The organism is Streptomyces acidiscabies, from assembly GCF_020010905.1.
Lineage (GTDB): Bacteria > Actinomycetota > Actinomycetes > Streptomycetales > Streptomycetaceae > Streptomyces > Streptomyces acidiscabies.
The window spans coordinates 924,929-945,000 of record NZ_JAGJBY010000001.1 but is presented as its reverse complement, the minus strand read 5'-3'; the positions used below and the strand labels follow the sequence as shown (position 1 = coordinate 945,000).

Genomic DNA, 20,072 nt, shown 5'->3' with positions numbered 1-20,072 from the left:
TGTCGACGTACGCGCTGTTCGGGCTCGGCGAGTCGATGCTGGCCCCGACGGTCGCGCCCCTGGTCGCGGACCTCGCGCCCACCGGCATGGCCGGTCAGTACAACTCGGCGTTCGCTCTGGTCAAGCAGCTCGCGCTGGCCATCGGTCCGGCGATCGGCGGGCCGATGGGCGCGTCGCTGCACGCCCCGTACGTCGTGACGTTCCTGCTGTTCTCGCTCGGCATCACGTGGCTCGCGCTGCGGCTGGGCCGTCAGCTGACCCCCGTCCAGGACCAGCCTCTGCTGGCCCGGAACCGGGTGGTCGCGCGGGGTGGGGCGCGGGTGGAGTCGGTCAGCGCCTGAACCGCCGTCTCGCAGCCTGGATCGCCGTCTCGCACAGGGGGTCGTCGTACCGCTACGACGGCCCCCTTTCCGTATCTACATCTACCTCTACGGCAGCGCGAACTCGCACCACACCGCCTTGCCGCCCCCCGGTGTCCGCCGCGATCCCCAGCTCGTGGCGATCGTCGCGATGATCGCGATGCCCCGGCCCGATTCGTCGGCGGGGTCGGCCTGTCGGCGGCGGGGCAGGTGGTCGTCCCCGTCCGTCACCTCGATGATCAGGCGGCGGTCGGTGCGGCGCAGGCGTAGGCGCATGGGTGGGGTGCCGTGCTGGAGGGAGTTGGCGACCAGCTCGCTGGCCGCCAGGACTCCGTGGTCGTGGAGGTCGGCGGGGAAGCGCCAGCTGGTGAGGACGCCCGAGGCGAACGCCCGCGCGCGGGGCGCCGCTTCGATGCCGCCCAGCAGTTCCAGCGCCGCGTTGCGGAAGAGTTCGCCCTCCGGGCCCGTGCGGCTGGGGTGCTGGAGGACGAGGACCGCTACGTCGTCGTCGTGGTCGGCGGTCACGCCTGCCGAGCGGACCAGGCGGTCGCAGACGACCTGGGGGGTGCCGGTCGCTCCGGACAGGGCGCGTTCCAGGGCCTCGATGCCCTCGTCCAGGTCCGCGTCCCGGCGTTCGACCAGGCCGTCCGTGTAGAGGACGGCCGTGGAGCCGGGGCCCAGGGGGATCGTGGACGACGCGTGCATCAGGCCGCCTGTGCCGAGGGGCGGGCCGGTGGGTTCGGGGGCGCGTTGGACCGCGCCCGTCTCGTCGCGGACCAGGATCGGGAGGTGGCCGGCGGAGGCGTACACGAGGCGGCCCTCGTTGGGGTCGTGGACGGCGTAGACGCAGGTGGCGATCTGGTTGGCGTCGATCTCGGAGGCGAGGCCGTCGAGGAGCTGGAGGATCTCGTGCGGGGGGAGGTCCAGGCGCGCGTACGCGCGGACGGCCGTGCGGAGCTGGCCCATGACCGCCGCCGCGCGCACGCCCCGGCCCATCACGTCGCCGATGACCAGGGCGGTCCGGCCGCCGCCGAGGGTGATGACGTCGTACCAGTCGCCGCCGACCGCCGCTTCCGTGCCGCCGGGGTGGTAGACGGCGGCGATGCGCAGGTCGTCGGGTTGTTCGAGCTCCTGGGGGAGGAGGGAGCGCTGGAGGGTGACGGCGGTCTCGCGCTGGCGGCGTTCGCTCGCGCGCAGGCGCTCGGCGGCCTCGGCGTGGTCGGTGACGTCGACGGCGAAGATGAGGACGGCGTCCTTCTCGCCGCCGTCGTCCTCGGTGACGGGCGTGCAGGTGAACGTGTAGGAGCGGCCGTCGGGGGCCTTGCGGGACTTGAGGGTGCGCGGCCGGCCGCTGCGCAGGGCCTGGTCGAGGAGGGGGAGCAGGCCGAGTTCGGAGAGTTCGGGGAGGGTGTCGGCGGCGGGTTCGCCGGGCGGGCGGGGGCCGAAGGCGGCGGCGTAGGCGTCGTTGACGTAGGCGAGGCGGTGGTCGGGGCCGTGGACGAGGGCGACCAGGGCGGGGACCCGGTCGAGGACCTCACGGACGGGGAGCGCGTCGACGGCCTGGGCGGGCCGGGTGTCGTCCGGGTCGGTGAGGTGTTCGGCTCGGGCCGCGGGGACGGAGCCCTCGCCGCGCCGGTCGGGGGTGGCGTGCGGGTGCTCGGCCCGCGCGGCGGCGCGGCGCTGCGTTCCGGGGAGCCGGGCGCTCCAGCGCGTGAAGTTCACGAATCCTTGCCTCGTGTCGTGGTGGTCGGCCGGCTCCGGGGCGGCCGTGCGGCGGGGACACGCCGTGTGCTGCCTTGGTCGGTAGGACGTGAGAGGGCGGTAAGAGGGTCGTCGGGATGCAGTCTGGCAGTGCGGGCGCCGGGCCCGGTATTCGTTCGACGCCGGGGCGCTCGGCGGAGTTCCTGGATCGGGTGAGGACTACTCCTTCGGGTTGTCCTCGTCGCCCGGGGAACCGGGATTCCCGGGCGGGCCGGTCCTTTCATCGGAAGACTTTCCACCGGCGGCCAGTTCGAACTCCGCGCGAGGATGTTCGAGGGAACCCAGCGAGACGATCTCCCGCTTGAAGAGCCCGGAGAGCGTCCATTCGGCCAGCACGCGCGCCTTGCGGTTGAAGGTGGGGACGCGGCTGAGGTGGTAGGCGCGGTGCATGAACCACGCGGGGTACCCCTTGAGCTTGCGGCCGTACACCTGCGCGACGCCCTGGTGGAAACCGAGGGAGGCGACCGAGCCGGCGTACGCGTGCGCGTACTGCCGGAGGGGCTCGCCGCGCAGGGAGCGTACGACGTTGTCGCCGAGGACCTTCGCCTGGCGCAGGGCGTGCTGGGCGTTGGGGGCGGTGTGGGTGCCGGGGGCGGCGGTGAGGTCGGGGACGGCGGCGGCGTCTCCGGCCGCCCACGCGTGCGCGGTGCCCTCGATCGCCAGTTCCGGGGTGCACCTGAGGCGGCCCCGGTCGGTGAGGGGGAGGTCGGTCGCGGCGAGCAGGGGGTGCGGTTTGACGCCGGCCGTCCAGACGATCGTCCGCGTGGGGAAGCGTGAGCCGTCGCTGAGGACGGCGATGCGCTGGAGGCACGACTCCAGGCGGGTGTTCAGGCGGAGGTCGATGTTGCGGCGGCGGAGTTCGCTGATCGTGTAGCGGCCGAGGTCGGGGCCGACCTCGGGGAGGATGCGGTCGGAGGCCTCGACGAGGATCCACTTCATGTCGTCCGGGGTGACGTTGTGGTACGAGCGGGAGGCGTAGCGGGCCATGTCCTCCAGCTCGCCGAGGGCCTCCACGCCCGCGTAGCCGCCGCCGACGAAGACGAACGTCAGGGCCGCGTCGCGGATCGCCGGGTCGCGGGTCGAGGACGCGATGTCCATCTGTTCGATGACGTGGTTGCGCAGGCCGATGGCCTCCTCGACGGTCTTGAAGCCGATCGCGTGCTCGGCGAGGCCGGGGATCGGGAGGGCGCGGGAGACGGAGCCGGGCGCGAGGACCAGTTCGTCGTACGCCAACTGCCGGGGGCCGGTGCCCTCTTCCGCCGTGGCGAGGGTGGTCAGGGTCGCGGTGCGTACGCCGTGGTCGATCGCCGTGACCTCGCCGACGACGATCCGGCAGTGCGGCAGGACGCGGCGCAGCGGGACGACGACGTGCCGCGGGGAGATGGAGCCGGCCGCGGCCTCCGGGAGGAACGGCTGGTACGTCATGTACGGGTCGGGGGTGACGACCGTGATCTCGGCCTCCCCGCGCTTCAGCTTCCGCTGGAGTCGCAATGCCGTGTACATCCCGACGTAGCCGCCGCCGACAACGAGAATGCGCGCACGTTCCTTCACCACCCCATGACGCACCCGGCACCGGAGTTTGTCCACAGTCCCGGCGCGCAGCGGGGCGGGCGCCCCGGTGTGGCCGGGGTCGGCCGGGCCGCCCGCACGTACGCCAGGCGCGCAGGTCAGGCCAGGTGCGCCGGGGCGTGCGGGGGTGCGCGACCGGGATACACACCCCGTGTACTCCGATCGAGCGGTCCTCTGAGCGGAACGTGCCCCTTCTGAATTGACCGTCCCTCAACTATGTTCGTGTGACGACGGGGTGTAGGGCTTCCTGTCCGGTGCGTGTCCGCGTGGGGCGCGGGGCGTGCCGGCCGGAGAGCCCGAAGGGGGACGTGTGCCGCCGTACCCGCGACACGCGGGGGTGGGCTCGCTGCTCCCTGTTCCACACGCTCCGGCATTCAATGGCGGAGAAAGTCTCCGGGGGGAGACGACATTTACCGGGGGATCATTGATGCACATTCAGGACTCGCAATGGTCTACGGCGTCCGCTCTCGCGGGCGGCGCCATCATGAGCGCGACGGGGAACGGCCGCGGGGACACTTCGCGGACGACGCCGTTGCGTGTGGACGCACAGCGCAACCTCGAACACGTGCTGCGGGCAGCGCGCGAGGTGTTCGGGGAGTTGGGTTACGGGGCTCCCATGGAGGACGTCGCCCGGCGGGCCCGCGTGGGGGTGGGCACCGTCTACCGGCGCTTCCCCAGCAAGGACGTGCTGGTCCGGCGGATAGCCGAGGAGGAGACGGCCCGGCTGACGGAGCAGGCGCGTACCGCTCTCGGGCAGGAGGACGAGCCCTGGTCGGCTCTGTCCCGCTTCCTTCGTACGTCCGTCGCGTCCGGGGCCGGGCGGTTGCTGCCGCCTCAGGTGCTGCGGGTGGGGGTGGCCGAGGAGGAGGCACGTGTGCCTCAGCAGCGGTCCCAGCCGGGTGGGGGGGAGCTGCGGCTCGTTCCCGAGGCGGAGGCCGTGTCGCCGCTGGATGATCCGGGCGTGGCGGCTCTGCTCGACGTGGTCGGGCAGTTGGTCGACCGGGCTCGGGCGGCCGGGGAGCTGCGGACGGACGTGTCCGTGTCCGACGTACTGCTCGTGATCGCCACGGCGGCGCCGTCCCTGCCGGATGCGGTGCAGCAGGCTGCGGCTTCGGCTCGGTTGCTGGACATCCTGCTGGAAGGGCTGCGGTCGCGGTAGTGGCCGTGGATCGACACGGTCCGCGCCCCTGGGGAGGTCTTGCCCGGGGGCGCGGGTCCGTTTCGGAGCGGGGTGTGACTCGAAAAGGTGACGCTTCCGTCGTCGAACACGTGAACCATTTTTGATGCCCAACGTAACTACCTTGTTTCCTGCGGTAGTTGAGCATTCCCACGCCGGGTGAGTTCTAGTACAAGGGAACGGCAAGGGGGCACTTACGGGTGGAAGGGGGCGTTCGTGGGGGGCGGCGGGCGAAATGTGTGTGGCACTCTGAGCCGGTGTTCGGGACTGGACGGGCTGGCGGCGGGGGCTTTCCGCGATGAGTGTTGACGGGCGGGACGAGTCGCAGGGCGGCGACACCGGTGAGCTCGACGCGCCACAGGTCCCGCCACAGCGCGACCGGCGTGACGACAGTCTGCTGCCGCCGCTGCGGGAACTGCCGCCGGCCGACACCGAGCTGATCGCCTCCATGCGCGCCGGGGACGACTCGGCGTACGAGGAGCTCTACCGTCGGCACGCCGACGCCGTACGGCGCTATGCGCGCACCTGCTGCCGGGACGGGCACACCGCCGACGACCTCACCGCCGAGGTGTTCGCGCGGATGTTGCAGGCGGTACGGGGCGGGTCGGGGCCCGAGTACGCCGTACGCGCCTATCTGCTGACGTCCGTACGGCGGGTTGCCGCGCAGTGGATCCAGTCGGCGAAGCGGGAGCAACTCGTCGACGATTTCGCGGTGTTCGCGACTCAGGCGGCCGGGCGTGCCTCCGAGGTCGGTGACGACGACACGCTCGAACTCGGCGCCGACGTACGGGCCATGCACGAGGCCGAGCAGTCCATGGCGATGCAGGCTTTCCGGTCGCTGCCCGAGCGGTGGCAGGCCGTTCTGTGGCACACCGAGGTCGAGGACGAGTCGCCCAGTGAGGTCGCGACGCTGTTCGGGCTGGACGCGAACGGGACGCGGGTGCTGGCATCCCGGGCCCGCGAGGGGCTCAAGCAGGCGTATCTCCAGGCGCACGTGTCGGCGACGCTGACCTCCGACGAGGAGTGCAGCCAGTACGCCGATCAGCTCGGGACGTATGCGCGCAAACGGTTGCGGACGCGGGCCGAGCGGGGGCTGCGCAAGCATCTGGAGGAGTGCGCGAAGTGCCGGCTGGCGGCGTTGCAGATCGAGGAAGTCGCCAGTGGGATTCCGGCGGTCGTGCCGGTCGCGGTCATCGGGTGGTTCGGGGCTGCGGGGTACGCGAAGGCGGCTGCGCTCATCGCGGGTGGGGTGGGGGCGGGGGCTGCCGGTGTCGGTGGCGCCGCCGCCGCTGCCAACGGGGGTTCTGCCTCGGGTGGTGCCGCTGCTTCCGAGGGGCTCGGGGCGCCGGTGAAGGCGGGGATCGCGGCGGGGGTGGTGGCGGTGGCTGCTGCTGCCGTCGCGCTTGCGCTGGTGGGGAACGACAGTCCGGCGAAGACGCCTGCGGCTCCGGCGCCGTCGTCTGCGCCGGTGGTTCGGGAGGAGGTGACGCCTTCGCCGTCGCCGTCGCCGTCCAAGAAGCCGCCGGTGGTGGTTGCGCCGGTCGCTCCGGTGAAGCCCTCACCGAAGCCGTCTGCGAAGCCTTCGGTGAAGCCGAGTCCGGCTCCCGTGGTGCCGCGTCCCCCGGCGCCGAGTCCGACGCCGAGCGCCAAGCCTTCACCCACGCCCACCCCCACACCGACCCCGACTCCGCCGCCCGCCCCCGCCGTCTATCCCCTCAACGAACTCGCCTACAACGCCAACGGCGACGGCACCGGCCCTGAGATCCGGCTCTTCGAGAGCGACTGGGTCTGGCAGCGGGACAACCTCTCCATCGCCGGTCAGCCGTACAGCGGGGTGACCGTGCGGGCGGGGTCGTCCGTCACCGTCGACCTGAACCGGACCTGTACGTCGTACGACGCGCTGGTCGGCATCGACGACACGACGCTGCGGCTGGGGCAGGCGTACTTCGCCGTGTACGCGGACGGGGTGCGGCTGTGGCGGTCGGGGCTCGTCAAGGGCGGGGATCCGGCGGTGCCGGTGCATGTGGATCTGACCGGGCGGAAGACCGTGCGGTTGGTGGTGGAGCCGTATACGCGGTTCGACGAACTGGCGTTGGTGGACTGGGCGGAGTCCCGGTTCCGGTGCGGGTGAAGTCTGAGGTACCCATGAGGTTTCTCGGGTCCGCCGTACCCAACAATCACAGGCAGACGGAGACGGCGTGCACATGCCATCCGGGGAGCGGCATCCAGACGCTGTGATGGTGTGCGCCTGCCTTGCCGCCTGTGAGAAGTGACCAGCTCATCGAAACGGGGACCCATGAGATACACGTTGACGCGCACCGCACTTCCGTTCATAACCGCTGCGACGGTGCTGTTGGCGGCGTCCGGCGCCGGTGCCGCCGAGGCGGGTGACGAGCCTGTACCGGCCGCCGGTACGACGATCGTCATGAACGACGGGACTGTCGCCGGTGTCGACGACGAAACCGGTTTCGCGTTCGCGGGTGACGAGCCGGAGCCGCACGACTTCCGGGGCCCCGTCTGCCCCGAGGTGAACCAGCCGCCGGAGTACACGGTGAAGGGGAAGCCGTACTTCCTGGCGGACAAGGGCAAGCCGCAGTCGACGTGGCTCCTGCCCCGGCAGTCGGTGTCGTGGGCGGTGACGGGCTCCCACACCTTCACGTTCGACGTCACCGGCGGGTACGAGGCGGAGGCCAAGATCATCGTGGCGAAGGCCAAGGTGAAGGTCGACGTCAAGATCGGCAACTCGTGGACGTGGACGGGGTCTCAGACGGTCTCCGACACGAACAGCACCAACAAGGGGTACCGCGCGGTTCTCGGGCAGGTGGGCTGGAAGCTCACGTCGGTGAAGACCTGGTACGCGCCGCCGTGCACCAAGAAGACGAAGACGATCATCGTGAAGGCGCCGCGCAAGGGGGACATGTCTATCGGGCGGCAGAGCTCGTAACTCGGCATCGGAGAGCCGGCACCTCCAGCGAGGGGGTGCCGGTTCTTCGGCGTTCAGAGGGTTCGGATGAACGCGGTCCAGGTGGTGGGGGTGAAGAGGAGGGGGGTGCGGTGCGGGGTCTTGCTGTCGCGGACGGGGAGGATGCCGGGGAGGTTGTCGGCGACTTCGAGGCAGTCGCCGCCGTCGGCGCTGTAGCTGCTCTTGCGCCACGTGGTGGGCTCAGGGCTGAGGTTGTTCATGTGCTGGCGCTCCGGGTGTCGTGCTCTACATCTCCCGCCGAGCCTGGCCGATGAGAGCGAGACTGTCCTCAGGGCTCAAGGCTGTCGACAGCACCGAGTCGTACAGGAGGGCGTACTCCGCTGTCTCCTCGGGGGTCTCCAAGTACTGCGTACCCGTGCGGTGTTCCAGGGTGACGATGTCCGGGAACCGAGGGCTGGCGAAGCTGAACATGACGAACGACCTGACGGACAACGCGGCGTGCGCACCTGTCTGGTAGGGGACGACACGAATCTCTACGGACGGGTGTCCAGCCATGGTCTCCAGGTGTTCCAGCTGCTTGCGCATCACCTCTCGACCGCCTACCTGAAGCCGGAGAGCCGCTTCCCCCTCGACCACGCACAGGTGGGGCGCCGAGGGGCTCGACAGGATCTCCTGCCGTTTCATACGCCCCTCCAACATGGCCTCGGCCTCGTCGGGGAGCAGGGTCGTGGGAGTGGCGCCGAGAATGGCGCGCGCGTAGTCGGGTGTCTGGAGCAGGCCTGCGACGACGAGGCTCTGATACGAACGGATGCGTTCGGCCGTCGTCTCGTAGTAGAGGAAGTCCGCGAACGACCGCCGCGCCTCCAGCACCCGCTTGATCCACGCCGGTTCCCGTACCCGCTGCGCCAACGTCACCATCTCGTCGACCTGTGCCGCGTCCGTGACTCCGTAGAAGGTCAGCAGGTCGCGCAACTCGCCGAGAGAGATGCCCAGTCGGGCGTTCTCGATGCGGTTGATCTTCGTGCGGTGGCAGCCGATGCGTTCCGCCGCGTCGTCGAGGCTCTTTCCCGCCTTCTCCCGGTACTCGATCAGCAGAGCCGCGAGATGCCGGAGTCGAACTGGCGCTTGAGGCCTGGTCATTCGTCCCTCCTTCACACGGTTCTACCGGCGCAAACGGTACCCCAAGCTGATGATGTTGGAGATATTTCCAAGAAGTAGGTTGCGGACAGAGACATTGCTCACCACTCTGAGTTGAGTCACACGCCTCCCCAACAGGGCTCTGTGACACAGACCTTGACGTGCAGTCACTCGCTCCCCAGGAGATGAGCCATGTCCACCGAGACCGCACCCCCTCACACCACCAGCCACCAGTACCCCAGCCTTCGCCGCACCGTCTCTCTCGCCCGCGACGACCTCCGCCGTCACCTCTCCCGCTGGCGCATCAGCGGTGAACTCGCCGACAACGCCGAGCTGTTGCTCTCCGAGCTGGTCACCAATGCCGTGAACGCGAAGACCCTTCCCGGGCGGGAGATCCTCGTTGAAGTCGTCCTCACCGAACGGGAGTTGCGGATCGAGGTCGCCGACGCGAGTGATGGGCAGCCTGAGTTGAGGTGTGCCGGGGCGTTGGACGAGGGCGGGCGGGGGCTCGTGCTGGTTGATGCGCTGGCGTCGGAGTGGGGGTGCGGGGCTCGGGACGGGGTGGGGAAAGTGGTTTGGGTGACGCTGAACTTGCCTGAGAGGGGAACGAGTTGAGCCCCTTTCCGCCGCCGGGTCGAGGTACAAAGGCCGTATGACCGAGTGGGCGGACATCCTCGTACGGGCCCGGGGTGGGGCGTCTCCCCTGTGGGGCGTGCTGGACTTCGGGGAGTTGAAGTTCGAGGACGCGTACTTGTTCAGCGTGCCGCTCGATGATGATCGGCTCGGGTTGGCGGGGGATCTTGTCGACGCGTTGCGGGCTTGGGGATCAGAAGGGGGCGGGGATTTCGCGGCGGGGCTCGTTCTCGCTCGGCGGGTTGCCCGGCAGTTGGGGGACTCGTGGGTCGTGCGGTGTTGGGACGACGTTCGGCGGGAGGGGCGGCGGGTGTGCTGGGGGTGCGAGTTGTTCTACGACGAGCACGAGGAGGGACGTCCGCCGCACCCCGTCCACCTCGTCGTCGAGGGGGAGGTCGGGTGCAGTCCCCTCCGCGCCGAGGGGTTCGGGGACTTCCGTGCCGACGATCTTCTGGCCGCGATGGAGCTTTCCGAGGGGCTTACAGGGGCGCTCCGCGCGTGGGCGTACGCCATCGACGACGCGCTGCACCTCTGGCTTCGGGATCGGGTGGACTGGAGGTACGAGAGTGAGTGCGAGAGGTTGTTGCAGGAGGGGTTCGGGCTGGCGGAAAGGGTTGCGGGGGAGGTTGGGGCCACCCGAACCGTGACGTACAAGGGGTTGGTCAATGGGGGGCTCGGTGCGATGACTTCGGTCAGCTGGAGGGGGGACCGGCGGATATAGGTCACGCCGCCAGCGTTCTTCCCGCCGCCGCTACCAAGTCGTCCGTCGCCTTGATCGCCGTTTCCCTGCGGGTCGACAGCGTCTCCCTGTCCGGTACGTCTCGCAGGGCCACCGCCGCGAGTACTGCAGTACGGGCCGGCTGGGCCAGGGACGGTTCCAGGACGGATACGGAGACCAACGGGGCCGTCAGTGCGGAACGCGTCGCGTGGGAGGCGGTTCTGGCGGACTGGCGTACCTCCTCCGACGCGCCCTGCAACCGCAGTTCCTCCCGATGCCAGAGCGCTCTGCGGTGATCCCCCAACGCCGCGACCAACTCCCCCAACGCCACGCGCAACGCCTCTTCCCTGCGCTCAGCCCTCGCCGCGCGTTCCCCTCGCTGCTGAAGAAACCCGGCGAGCAGGCCGCCGAGGAGAGTGCCGGCCACGGCTATGACGCTGGACCACATGGGGGCTCCTGGGGGAACGTGCGTACAAGGGGCTTCAGTTTCACGCGGGTTGTTGACGGGGGCGGGTTCGGGAGGGGTGGGGAGGTGGGTGGTGGGGTGCGGGTTGTGGGGGGCTGGTCGCGCCTGCACTCCAGAACCGGGCAGCACCCCAGTCCCTCAGGGGCGCGGGGCTGTGTCAATGTGCGGCTACCGCCGCGCGGGCGCGACCAGCCCCACACAACCCGCACCCCCTCACCCCCCCGAAGACAACGCCCCCCTCCGAGGCGCAATCCCCGCCGGCACAGCGCGAGCCCGAGCAGGCGTGCCCGTCCAGCACGTCCCCCTCCGCGCCAGCAACCTCCTCAGCCACAACTCCAGCGACACCAAGTCCGCCAGCCCCGCCAACGGCAACGGCTCCCCCGCAGCCGCCGCCCGCACCGCCTTCCGCACCACCCGCGCCTCCACCAACCCCGCCTCCGCGAGCAGCGGCGTCTCGAACAGCGTCAGGACGCTCCCCGTAGCCGCCCGCAGCCCCGCGCGAGCCGTCGCCGTCGCGGAACCCGGCGTCGGAGTCCCCCACCCCGGCGGCAACTCCCCCACCCCGGAAGCCGTCAGCACCCGACGCAGAATCGCCGCCCGAGCCCCCGGCTGAACCCGAAGCGTCTCCGGCAGGGCCTGACAGGCCCGAATCACCTGGTTGTCGAGGTAGGGAGCGTGCAGCCGCTGGGAGCGAATCTCGGTCGCCTGCTCCAGCACCCGCAAGTCGGCCGCATGCCTCGCGAGAGCCGCACGCGCGCGGTGGTCGCCGGGTCTCTGTCCGGGCCCGACGGCGCCCGCACGGGACGTCGACGACTGGAGGCGAACCGATACTTCAGCCAACGCCTCACCCGTGAGCCAACGAGCGGCCGGACCCGCAGGAGCCCAGGTCAGAGCCGCAAGGGACGCCCCCACGGCACCGGGCGTGTCCTCGAACCGCCGGGACAGCAACCGGTCCGCCAACGACTCCAGCCCAGCGGCGTAAGGAGTCCGCGCCAGACGCCGAGCAGCCCCGTACACGCGCGCAGGGACAAGCACCGACCCGTCCGCCTTCGTCAACGCGGCCATCGGCCGGACCAGATGACGCCGCTTACGGTCCATCAGCAGATCGGCGAGGCGGGCCGGGTGCGCGTCGAGGGCCTGCCGCGCCCCGTGCCCCGTGAAGTGGTCCGCGCTGCCCGCTGCGAGCCGCGCACGGTGCCGGGCGGCCAGGACCAGGGAGGGGCCGGGTTCGTCCGTCAGGGGGCCGTCCAGGGCCGCGTAGGGGAGCATCTCGGCGTCGCCGGTGACGACGACGTGGTGGAGCCGGGGGTTGGCGGCGAGTTCGCCGGCCCGCTCCAGCTCCTCCTGCTGACGCCGGGACGTGAGGTCGTTGAAGGTGACCGCGAGAAGCCGCTCCCCCGCGCCGGTCCCGTGCCCGAGGACCGTACCCGGCATCCCGGGAAGTCCCGCCGCGAGCAGAGCCAGCGTCCCCGAAGCAGGCCCGCCCGTGAGATCCGCCCCGATCCCCGGCACCGGCATCCCGCGCGCGGCACGCCGCTCGGCGGGCCCCATGCCGGGAACGGGCCCGGGATCCATGTCAGGCACATGCCGGGGAGCCGACAGGCGCGTACGCACCGCCTCGACGAGCGCGTCCCGCACCCCCTCGATCGCACTGTCCGGATCGGTGGACGCGGCGGCGACGGCGAGCGAGGCGACGGGTTCGTAGTTCGCGACCTCTTTCGCGCCCGCGCGCAGGACGAGCGCGTGCCCCGGGGGTACGCGTCGCACGCCGTCGTAGGGCGTCGAATCGAGGAGGGCGGCCGGTACGTCGGGCGCCGCGAGCAGCGCGGCGAGGTGCCCGAAGTCGAGGTTGGCCTCGACGAGGTCGGCCAGCGGGAGCGCGGCGGTCGCGTACGCCGTACCGCCCGCCCACGGCGTGTGGAAGACCGGGCGCGCGCCCGCGAGGTCGCCGCAGACGGTGATCCGGCGGTCGACCTGGACGACGGCGGTGTAGCTGCCGGGCCAGGCCGTGAGGTGCCGCAGGGCGCCGCCACGGGCCGTCAGCAGGCCGATGCGCAACTGCTCGTCGCTGGCCCCGCACAGGCCCAGGACGGCGATCCTGGTGCGCTCGTCGACGCGGACGACACGGATCTCGTCGGGCCGCCAGTCGCCGACGGCCCACAGGGGATCGGGGTCGCCCCACAGGAGCTGCGAACCGACCGGCTGGACGACCTCGCCGTCCAGGCCGACGGCGCCGCCGCCCTCGTACCCGCCGTAGGGATCGCCGTAACCCGGCGCTGACCCCGCGGCGGTCATGCTCCAACCCACCAACCACCGCATCGACGCCTCCACAGGCTGTGGACAACCGGTGCACCGTACGAACCGATTCACCATGCTGCCACGAAGAACGCGCCCATGACGGAAGGCAGAACGCCTGACCGGCACCGCAACGCGCCCACGCGCGCGTGCCGTTGCCGAGGCCGGGACCCCGGCTACACCCCCGCGTGCGCCCCCGCGCCCGCGACGTGAATGCGCCCCCGATACGCTCCCCCCGGACGCCCCGTGCGCCCTCGATTCCCATGGTCGGGGCCTTGATCACCTGACGGTCCGAGGGGCGTTTTTCAGCCAAATCCGTAGCGTGACGCGGCGGTTGCCGAAGCTTCCGGGAACGCCGCGCACACGCTCCGTACACAGCTCGCACGACCCTGTGCGAGTGCGCGATCCGGGAGACGGAGTTCGCCCCCCGGACCGTTCCGCCGCCCGCGGGGATGTAGGCGGCGGTGTCCCCCAGCCCACTGGATCCAGTACAGCGGGCCGACCCACGCATCGCCCATCGAAGCGCTCCCGCGATGGCCGGAGAAGAGCGCACGCACGGGCGCACGGCCACACAGCGGGAGCACATCGCGACGGACCGCTACGGAGCCCGCACTTCCGTACGGGCAACAATCCCGCCAACCGGAACAATGCCTCTTAACGCTTGGGATGCGGCGAACTACGCTGGGTTTACGAATGCCGCGTGGTTATGCCAGCGCGGCAGCCGTCTGTGTCGAGGGGTGGCGCAATGTCCAGGGAGCAACGCGGGCCGAACGAAAAACTCGGCGCCGTTCTCGCCCTCGCGGGAATCAGCAACGCGGGGCTCGCGCGCCGCGTCAACGACTTAGGCGCGCAACGAGGGTTGACGCTGCGCTACGACAAGACGTCGGTCGCGCGCTGGGTGTCGAAGGGGATGGTCCCCCAGGGGGCCGCGCCGCACCTCATCGCCGCCGCGATCGGCCAGAAGCTCGGCCGGCCCGTCCCGCTGCACGAGATCGGCCTCGCCGACGCCGATCCCGCGCCCGAGGTGGGCCTCGCCTTCCCCCGGGACGTCGGCCAGGCCGTGCGCTCCGCGACCGAGCTGTACCGGCTCGACCTCGCGGGCAGGCGCGCGGGCTCCGGCGGCATCTGGCAGTCCCTCGCGGGCTCGTTCGCCGTCAGCGCGTACGCGACGCCCGCCTCCCGGTGGCTCATAACCCCGGCCGACAGCTCCGTGGCCCGCGAGGCGCCCCTCGCGGAGAGCGCGCCGGTGAAAGTCGGCCACAGCGACGTCCGCAAGCTCCGGGAGGCCGCCGAGGACGCGCGCCGCTGGGACTCCAAGTACGGCGGCGGCGACTGGCGTTCGTCCATGGTGCCCGAGTGCCTGCGCGTGGAGGCCGCGCCGCTGCTCCTGGGCGCGTACTCCGACGAGGTCGGCCGCGCGCTCTTCGGGGCCACCGCCGAACTCACCCGCCTCGCCGGGTGGATGGCCTTCGACACCGGCCAGCAGGAGGCCGCCCAGCGGTACTACATCCAGGCGCTGCGCCTCGCGCGCGCGGCGGCCGACGTCCCCCTCGGGGGCTACGTCCTGGCCTCGATGTCCCTCCAGGCCACCTACAGAGGCTTCGGCGACGAGGGCGTCGACCTCGCGCAGGCCGCCCTGGAGCGCAACCGCGGCCTCGCGACCGCGCGCACGATGAGCTTCTTCCGGCTCGTGGAGGCCCGCGCGCACGCCCGCGCGGGCGACGCACACGCCGCCGGTGCAGCGTTGAGGGCTGCCGAAGGGTGGCTGGAGCGCGCGCGCGAGGGCGACAGCGACCCCTCGTGGCTCGGCTTCTACTCCTACGACCGGTTCGCCGCCGACGCCGCCGAGTGCTACCGCGACCTCAAGGCGCCCCGCCAGGTCCGCCGGTTCACCGAACAGGCCCTCTCCCAGCCGACCGAGGAGTTCGTCCGCTCGCACGGACTGCGCCTCGTCGTCTCCGCCGTCGCCGAGCTGGAGTCCGGCAACCTCGACGCGGCCTGCGAGCAGGGCGTGCGCGCGGTCGAGGTGGCCGGCCGCATCTCCTCCGTCCGCACCACCGAGTACGTCAAGGACCTGCTCCACCGCCTGGAGCCGTACGGCGACGAGCCGCGCGTCGTGGAACTCCGCGAGCGGGCCCGGCCGCTGCTGATGACACCGGCGTAGATCTCTTCCGGGATCACGTTTGAGGGCGTTGTCAGTGGCGCAGTGCACTATCGAGAGTGGAGGTGGTGCTCGTGTCCGGTGGGGTTCCGTACGACTGTGACGTGCTCGTCGTCGGAGGTGGCATCGTCGGCCTGGCCACCGCGTACGCCGTCAGCCGTGCCGCCCCCGGGACCAAGGTCACCGTGCTGGAGAAGGAGACCGGGCCCGCGCGCCATCAGACCGGGCACAACAGCGGCGTCATCCACAGCGGGATCTACTACCGGCCCGGCTCCCTGAAGGCCCGGTACGCCGTCCAGGGCGGCGCCGAGATGGTCAAGTTCTGCGCCGAGTACGGGATCGCCCACGAGGTCACCGGCAAGCTGATCGTCGCGACCGACCGCGCGGAGCTGCCTCGCCTGCACGCCCTGGTCCAGCGCGGGCGCGAGAACGGCATCTCCGTCCGCGAACTCGGCGGCTCCCAGATCCAGGAGTACGAGCCCGAGGTGCGCGGGCTCGCCGCGATCCATGTCGGCTCCACCGGCATCTGTGACTACGGGGGTGTCGCGCGCGCCCTCGCGGACGCCTCCGGCGCGGAGATCCGGTACGGGGCCGAGGTCGTCCGCGTGGACCGGCGCGCGCATCGGGGGGTCGCCGTCCTGACCTCGCGCGGCGACGTCGTCCGTGCGCGCGTGCTCGTCAACTGCGCCGGCCTGTACTGCGACACGCTGGCCCGCATGACGGGCGACGTGCCGTCGGTCCGCATCGTCCCGTTCCGGGGCGAGTACTACGAACTGACGCGTCCCTCCCTGGTCCGGGGCCTGGTCTATCCCGTCCCCGACCCGGCGTTCCCCTTCCTGGGCGTCCACTTGACCCGGGGCATCGACGGCGACGTCCACGTCGGCCCCAACGCCGTTCCGGCGCTCGCCCGGGAGGGGTACGGGTGGGGGGTGGTCCGGGGTGCCGAACTCGCCGGAACCCTGAGCTGGCCCGGGACTTGGCGCCTGGGTCGACGCCATTGGCGCTACGGCGCGGGCGAGATCCGCCGCTCCCTGTCGAAGGCCGCCTTCGTCGACGCGGTGCGCCGGATGCTGCCGGGGGTCGAGGAGGCGGACCTCGTGCGGGGCGGCGCGGGGGTGCGGGCGCAGGCCGTGCTGCGGGACGGGGGGTTGGTGGACGACTTCCTGATCCAGGAGGGGGCTCGGGCGGTGCATGTGCTCAACGCGCCATCGCCTGCGGCTACGGCTTCGCTGCCGATCGGGAGAGAGGTGGCTCGGAGGGCGTTGGGGGTGTTGTCGGGGGTGTGAGGGGAGGTGAGGGCTGGCGTTCTGTGGGTGAGTCGGCCTTGAAGGGGCTGAAGCAGGGCTTACTACACGCCGGTGTTGCGGGCCAAGGCGATGAGGCCGGTGAAGGCCGCGCGGGTCAGCGTCAGGTGGGGACCATCAGGGGACTTGCTGTCACGGACCTTGAACTCGCCCGTCGTACGCGCGTGTTCAGGCGCCCACTCAAGACACTCGCCGCCGTTGTTGCCGCTGTACGTAGAGGCACGCCAACCACTCTGCGGGGCGGTGGAGTTCATGAGTGGCAGTCCTTCAAGACGGAGTCGATCAGGGCGACCGTCTCGTCCGGCGGCGCGGCGACGGCCGTAAGCAGATCATAGGCTTCGCGGGCCTGTCGGACGTCGTCCGGTTCCAGCAGGACGTACCCCTTGGGGTAACCGTCGACGTGCACCGCGTCGGATCCGTCGCCGAAGGACAGCACACCGAACGGACTGGGGTAACCGTGATACGGCCCCTTGTCAGGAATGATCTGCACCCGGTTGCGCGGAACCTCCGCCAGAACCCGCAGATGATCGAGCTGCCCCCGCATCACCGCCGAGTCACCGACCCTGTTCCGCAACGCGGCCTCCCCGATGATCACCCACAACCGTGCGGGCACATCCTCGCGGTGCAGGATCTTCTGGCGGCTCATCCGTGCCTCCACCAGTTCCTCCAGGTTCTCCGGACGCCCCGTCCGCAGCACTGCCCGCGCATACTCCGGCGTCTGCGCCAGCCCCGGCACGAGCTGAGGATGGAACATCCGCACCCAGATCGCCTTCTCCTCCAGCGTGACGTACGGCAGGAACCAGTCGGGATGCCCGAGATTGACCAGCCGCGCCCGCAGACGGGCGTACACCCCCGGCGTCCCCGCGACCCTGTCCACCGCCATCGCGAAGGACTCCGACGCCAGGACCTGCCCGCCCTCGACCTTGCAGACCTGCGCCGCCCCGTACTTCAGCTCCTTCGCGAACTCGGCCTGCGACATCCCCAACGCCTCGCGGAGCGCCTTGACTTCGTTGCCGAAGTATTCAGCCGCGTTCGAGGGGACACCCACTTCGCTCACGCGTTCCATCAACTCCCCCAGATTTCCAGCGCTGTTGGAATGCCTCCAGATCTGGCGAGCGTACGCCCCTCCAGTTCACCATGTGATCGAGACGACACAGAGAGTCAGACCTCTTGGAGGAACGACGTGCCCACTTCCAACGCGACCCCCTGGGGCGTACGGCGATTGGCGCTGTACCCAGACGTCACCCAAGTGCCCTACGCCCGAACCGAGTTGGACCCGGCGACCCAGACGACCCGCTACTTCCGCGCGGACGGCACCCACGTCGACATCGGCAACAAGCACGGCACCGGCACGACAACCGCCGGCCAGACCTCGACCTCGTCCGACGGCGGCGGCCCCAACCCGCCCCCACCCTCGGACTCCGACCTCACCGAAGACTCCGACTCGGACGCCTGAGATGACCGACGCACCGGTTCTCGTCGTCACCGCGCTGGGCGACGTCACGGCAGACCTGGTGCTGGACGAGCTCCACGGCCGGGGCGTCCCGGCCGTACGGCTCGACCCCGCCACCGACTTCCCGTACGCCGCGCGGATGAGTACCCGGCTCGGACAAGGCACCTTCACCGGCGAGGTCACCACCAAGACCCGCCGCCTCGACCTGTCGAACGTCCGCTCCGTCTACTGGCGCCGCCCGAGTCCCTTCGGCACGCCGAACGGGACCCCCGCACAGCGGTTCGCGATCGAGCAGTCGCGTCACGGCTACCTGGGGACACTGCACGCGCTTCCCGGAGCCCTGTACGTCAACCATCCCGCGCGAAACCGCGACGCGGAGAACAAGGTGCTCCAGCTCTCCACGGCGACCCGCCTGGGCTTCTCCGTCCCCGACACCCTGATCACAAACGTCCCGGCGGACGCCGAGAAGTTCACGGCCGAGTACCAGAGCGTGATCTACAAACCGGTTCACCGCGTCCACCTCGCCTGCGAGGACGGCCGCAACCGAACCGTCTGGGTACACCCGGTCCAGGCGGACGACCTCGACGACTCGATCGCCCTGTGCCCCCACCTCTTCCAGGCCTGCGTCCCGAAGACCGCCGACGTACGCCTCACGATGGTCGGGGACGAAGCCTTCGCGAGCCGTATCGACACCGCCGGCGACCACCTCGACTGGCGCCGGGACCAGACCCTGATCACCTGCACCCCCATCCCCGTACCCGGCCCCGTCCGCGATGCCGCACGCGCCTTCCTGCACACTTTCGGGCTCCGTTTCAGCGCCTTCGACTTCGCTCTCGACGCGCAGGACCGATGGTGGTTCCTCGAATGCAACCCCAACGGCCAGTGGGCGTTCGTCGACGAGTCCACGACCCGCGCCATCGCGAGCGCACTCGCCGACACCCTGGAGAAAGGCGACACCGCATGACCGAGGAAACCGCCGCCGACCTGCGCCACCGGCTAGTCGAGCGGCTCGTCGCGGACGGCGTCCTGCACGACCCGGACGTACGGCGAGCAGCCGAGGCCGTCCCCCGCGAGGTGTTCCTCGGCCCCGCGATCTACCGGCAGAGCGACTCCCCGACAGGCACCACCTGGACCCCTGCCCGCCGCGCGGACACCCCGGATCGCGCATGGCTGCGCCTCGCCTACGAGAACCAGACCTGGGTGACCCAGATCGACGGCGTACTCGCCGAGAACGCCACCGGCCCTGTCACCGGTCTCAGCCCGACCTCGTCCTCGACCCTCCCCAGCCTCGTCCTCCGAATGATCGAGCAGGCCGGTATCGCCCCCGGCAAACGCGTACTCGTCATCGGCACCGGAACCGGCCTCTCCACCGCCTACATCACCGAGATCACCGGCGCGCGGAACGTGACCTCGGTCGAGACCGACCCCTCAGTGGCCGAGCGCGCCCGCAAGGCGCTCGCGGCGACCGGCCACACCCCCACGCTCGTCACCGCCGACGGCCTGCGCGGCCACGCCGCCCGCGCCCCCTACGACGTCGTCATCGCGTTCTGCGCGATGCGGTACGTCCCGTACGAACTGCTCCGCCAGATCACCCCCGGCGGCACGCTCCTCGTCACCCTCTCCGGCTGGAGCTTCGCGCACGGGCTCGTCAGGCTCACGGTCGACGAGGACGGTGGCGCGGAGGGCCGCTTCCTGCCCGGGTACACCTCGTTCATGATCGCGCGCCCCCACGACCGCCCCCCGCACGGCGTCCTCGACCTGCTCCCCGGCGACGAACGCCCGAGCCGTATCGACCCGGCCCTCCTCGACGACTGGACCGGCAGATTCGTGGCCCAGCTCGCCGCACCCTCGGCGGAACGCCTCGGCATGGGCGCCGGACAGGTACTCCTCGACGTCGCCACCGGCTCCCAGGCCAGAACCCGCGCCGACGGCGAGGGCTGGACGGTGACCGAGCGCGGCCCGCTCAGCCTGTGGACCGGCGTCGAGGACGCGATCACCACCTGGCAGTCCCACGGCTCACCGCACCTGTCCGAGTTCGGCCTGACCATCACCCCCAACGGCCAGCGGGTGTGGCTCGGCACCCCCGGCGGACCAAGCTGGACGCTGCCCGTCTGAG

General features: G+C 71.0%; 19 protein-coding genes (1 of these 19 cut by a window edge). 11 read left to right on the top strand and 8 right to left on the bottom strand.

Annotation, left to right across the window (positions count from 1 at the left end; translation table 11 throughout):
- On the top strand, positions 1 to 341 hold the 3' portion of the coding sequence (locus J8M50_RS04600; protein ID WP_040835800.1) for an MFS transporter. The gene continues 913 nt to the left of window position 1, outside the view; only the last 341 of its 1,254 coding nucleotides appear in the window; its start codon lies beyond the left edge, outside the window; its stop codon occupies positions 339 to 341.
- Positions 342 to 428: 87 nt separating this feature from the next.
- Here the strand turns inward: J8M50_RS04600 and J8M50_RS04595 are convergent, their stop codons facing one another.
- Together J8M50_RS04595 and J8M50_RS04590 are read right to left on the bottom strand one after the other, a co-directional pair.
- Entirely contained in the window at positions 429 to 2,081 is a 1,653-nt protein-coding gene (locus J8M50_RS04595; RefSeq protein WP_010352029.1) for an ATP-binding SpoIIE family protein phosphatase, read from the bottom strand.
- A 198-nt stretch (positions 2,082 to 2,279) separates the two neighbouring features.
- Positions 2,280 to 3,674: an NAD(P)/FAD-dependent oxidoreductase gene (locus J8M50_RS04590; RefSeq protein WP_010352030.1), complete on the bottom strand. Its 1,395-nt coding sequence runs from the start codon at positions 3,672 to 3,674 to the stop codon at positions 2,280 to 2,282.
- Between the two features lie 442 nt (positions 3,675 to 4,116).
- Here J8M50_RS04590 and J8M50_RS04585 point away from each other — a divergent pair, with 442 nt between their 5' ends.
- From J8M50_RS04585 to J8M50_RS04575, 3 genes are all read left to right on the top strand, one after another.
- Positions 4,117 to 4,848, top strand: coding sequence for a TetR/AcrR family transcriptional regulator (locus J8M50_RS04585; RefSeq protein ID WP_010352031.1), 732 nt, complete (start codon positions 4,117 to 4,119; stop codon positions 4,846 to 4,848).
- A gap of 316 nt (positions 4,849 to 5,164) precedes the next feature.
- Complete coding sequence (locus J8M50_RS04580; protein ID WP_010352032.1) at positions 5,165 to 6,997, top strand: sigma-70 family RNA polymerase sigma factor; 1,833 nt, start codon at positions 5,165 to 5,167, stop codon at positions 6,995 to 6,997.
- A 165-nt stretch (positions 6,998 to 7,162) separates the two neighbouring features.
- Positions 7,163 to 7,810 (top strand): hypothetical protein, encoded by a 648-nt coding sequence (locus tag J8M50_RS04575; protein ID WP_178855142.1) that lies wholly within the window; start codon positions 7,163 to 7,165, stop codon positions 7,808 to 7,810.
- A gap of 53 nt (positions 7,811 to 7,863) precedes the next feature.
- On the opposite strand, the gene J8M50_RS04570 is transcribed toward J8M50_RS04575, so the two are convergent.
- A complete protein-coding gene (locus J8M50_RS04570; protein WP_010352034.1) occupies positions 7,864 to 8,049 on the bottom strand; it encodes a DUF397 domain-containing protein in 186 nt (61 codons plus the stop codon).
- Between the two features lie 25 nt (positions 8,050 to 8,074).
- Positions 8,075 to 8,929: a helix-turn-helix domain-containing protein gene (locus J8M50_RS04565; RefSeq protein WP_010352035.1), complete on the bottom strand. Its 855-nt coding sequence runs from the start codon at positions 8,927 to 8,929 to the stop codon at positions 8,075 to 8,077.
- Positions 8,930 to 9,118: 189 nt separating this feature from the next.
- On the opposite strand from J8M50_RS04565, the gene J8M50_RS04560 reads away from it, so the two are divergent.
- Positions 9,119 to 9,541 carry an ATP-binding protein gene (locus tag J8M50_RS04560; protein WP_010352036.1) on the top strand — a complete coding sequence of 141 codons (423 nt, stop codon included), beginning with the start codon at positions 9,119 to 9,121 and terminating at the stop codon, positions 9,539 to 9,541.
- Between the two features lie 97 nt (positions 9,542 to 9,638).
- A complete protein-coding gene (locus J8M50_RS04555) occupies positions 9,639 to 10,280 on the top strand; it encodes a hypothetical protein (RefSeq protein ID WP_223786164.1) in 642 nt (213 codons plus the stop codon).
- Between the two features lies 1 nt (position 10,281).
- Here J8M50_RS04555 and kilB read toward each other — a convergent pair whose 3' ends face one another.
- Together kilB and J8M50_RS04545 are read right to left on the bottom strand one after the other, a co-directional pair.
- Positions 10,282 to 10,725, bottom strand: a complete 444-nt coding sequence (kilB, locus tag J8M50_RS04550) for a plasmid transfer protein KilB (protein WP_010352038.1) — start codon at positions 10,723 to 10,725, stop codon at positions 10,282 to 10,284.
- A gap of 231 nt (positions 10,726 to 10,956) precedes the next feature.
- Positions 10,957 to 13,062 carry an asparagine synthase-related protein gene (locus tag J8M50_RS04545; protein WP_010352039.1) on the bottom strand — a complete coding sequence of 702 codons (2,106 nt, stop codon included), beginning with the start codon at positions 13,060 to 13,062 and terminating at the stop codon, positions 10,957 to 10,959.
- A 721-nt stretch (positions 13,063 to 13,783) separates the two neighbouring features.
- Here J8M50_RS04545 and J8M50_RS04540 point away from each other — a divergent pair.
- Positions 13,784 to 15,202 carry an NsdA family TPR-like regulatory protein gene (locus J8M50_RS04540; protein ID WP_010352040.1) on the top strand — a complete coding sequence of 473 codons (1,419 nt, stop codon included), beginning with the start codon at positions 13,784 to 13,786 and terminating at the stop codon, positions 15,200 to 15,202.
- Between the two features lie 62 nt (positions 15,203 to 15,264).
- Entirely contained in the window at positions 15,265 to 16,485 is a 1,221-nt protein-coding gene (gene lhgD, locus J8M50_RS04535; protein WP_010352041.1) for an L-2-hydroxyglutarate dehydrogenase, read from the top strand.
- 62 nt (positions 16,486 to 16,547) lie between these two features.
- On the opposite strand, the gene J8M50_RS04530 is transcribed toward lhgD, so the two are convergent.
- A complete protein-coding gene (locus tag J8M50_RS04530; RefSeq protein ID WP_010352042.1) occupies positions 16,548 to 16,757 on the bottom strand; it encodes a DUF397 domain-containing protein in 210 nt (69 codons plus the stop codon).
- Positions 16,754 to 17,560 carry a helix-turn-helix domain-containing protein gene (locus J8M50_RS04525; RefSeq protein ID WP_223786163.1) on the bottom strand — a complete coding sequence of 269 codons (807 nt, stop codon included), beginning with the start codon at positions 17,558 to 17,560 and terminating at the stop codon, positions 16,754 to 16,756. Before J8M50_RS04525 ends, J8M50_RS04530 begins: the two co-directional genes overlap by 4 nt.
- Before the next feature lie 126 nt (positions 17,561 to 17,686).
- Here J8M50_RS04525 and tgmA point away from each other — a divergent pair, with 126 nt between their 5' ends.
- From tgmA to tgmC, 3 genes are read left to right on the top strand one after another with little or no spacing between them, the layout of a single operon-like run.
- Positions 17,687 to 17,959: a putative ATP-grasp-modified RiPP gene (gene tgmA / locus J8M50_RS04520; protein WP_010352044.1), complete on the top strand. Its 273-nt coding sequence runs from the start codon at positions 17,687 to 17,689 to the stop codon at positions 17,957 to 17,959.
- Between the two features lies 1 nt (position 17,960).
- Positions 17,961 to 18,920 carry an ATP-grasp ribosomal peptide maturase gene (gene tgmB, locus J8M50_RS04515; RefSeq protein WP_010352045.1) on the top strand — a complete coding sequence of 320 codons (960 nt, stop codon included), beginning with the start codon at positions 17,961 to 17,963 and terminating at the stop codon, positions 18,918 to 18,920.
- A complete protein-coding gene (gene tgmC / locus J8M50_RS04510) occupies positions 18,917 to 20,071 on the top strand; it encodes an ATP-grasp peptide maturase system methyltransferase (protein WP_010352046.1) in 1,155 nt (384 codons plus the stop codon). Before tgmB ends, tgmC begins: the two co-directional genes overlap by 4 nt.
- Position 20,072 lies beyond the last annotated feature (1 nt).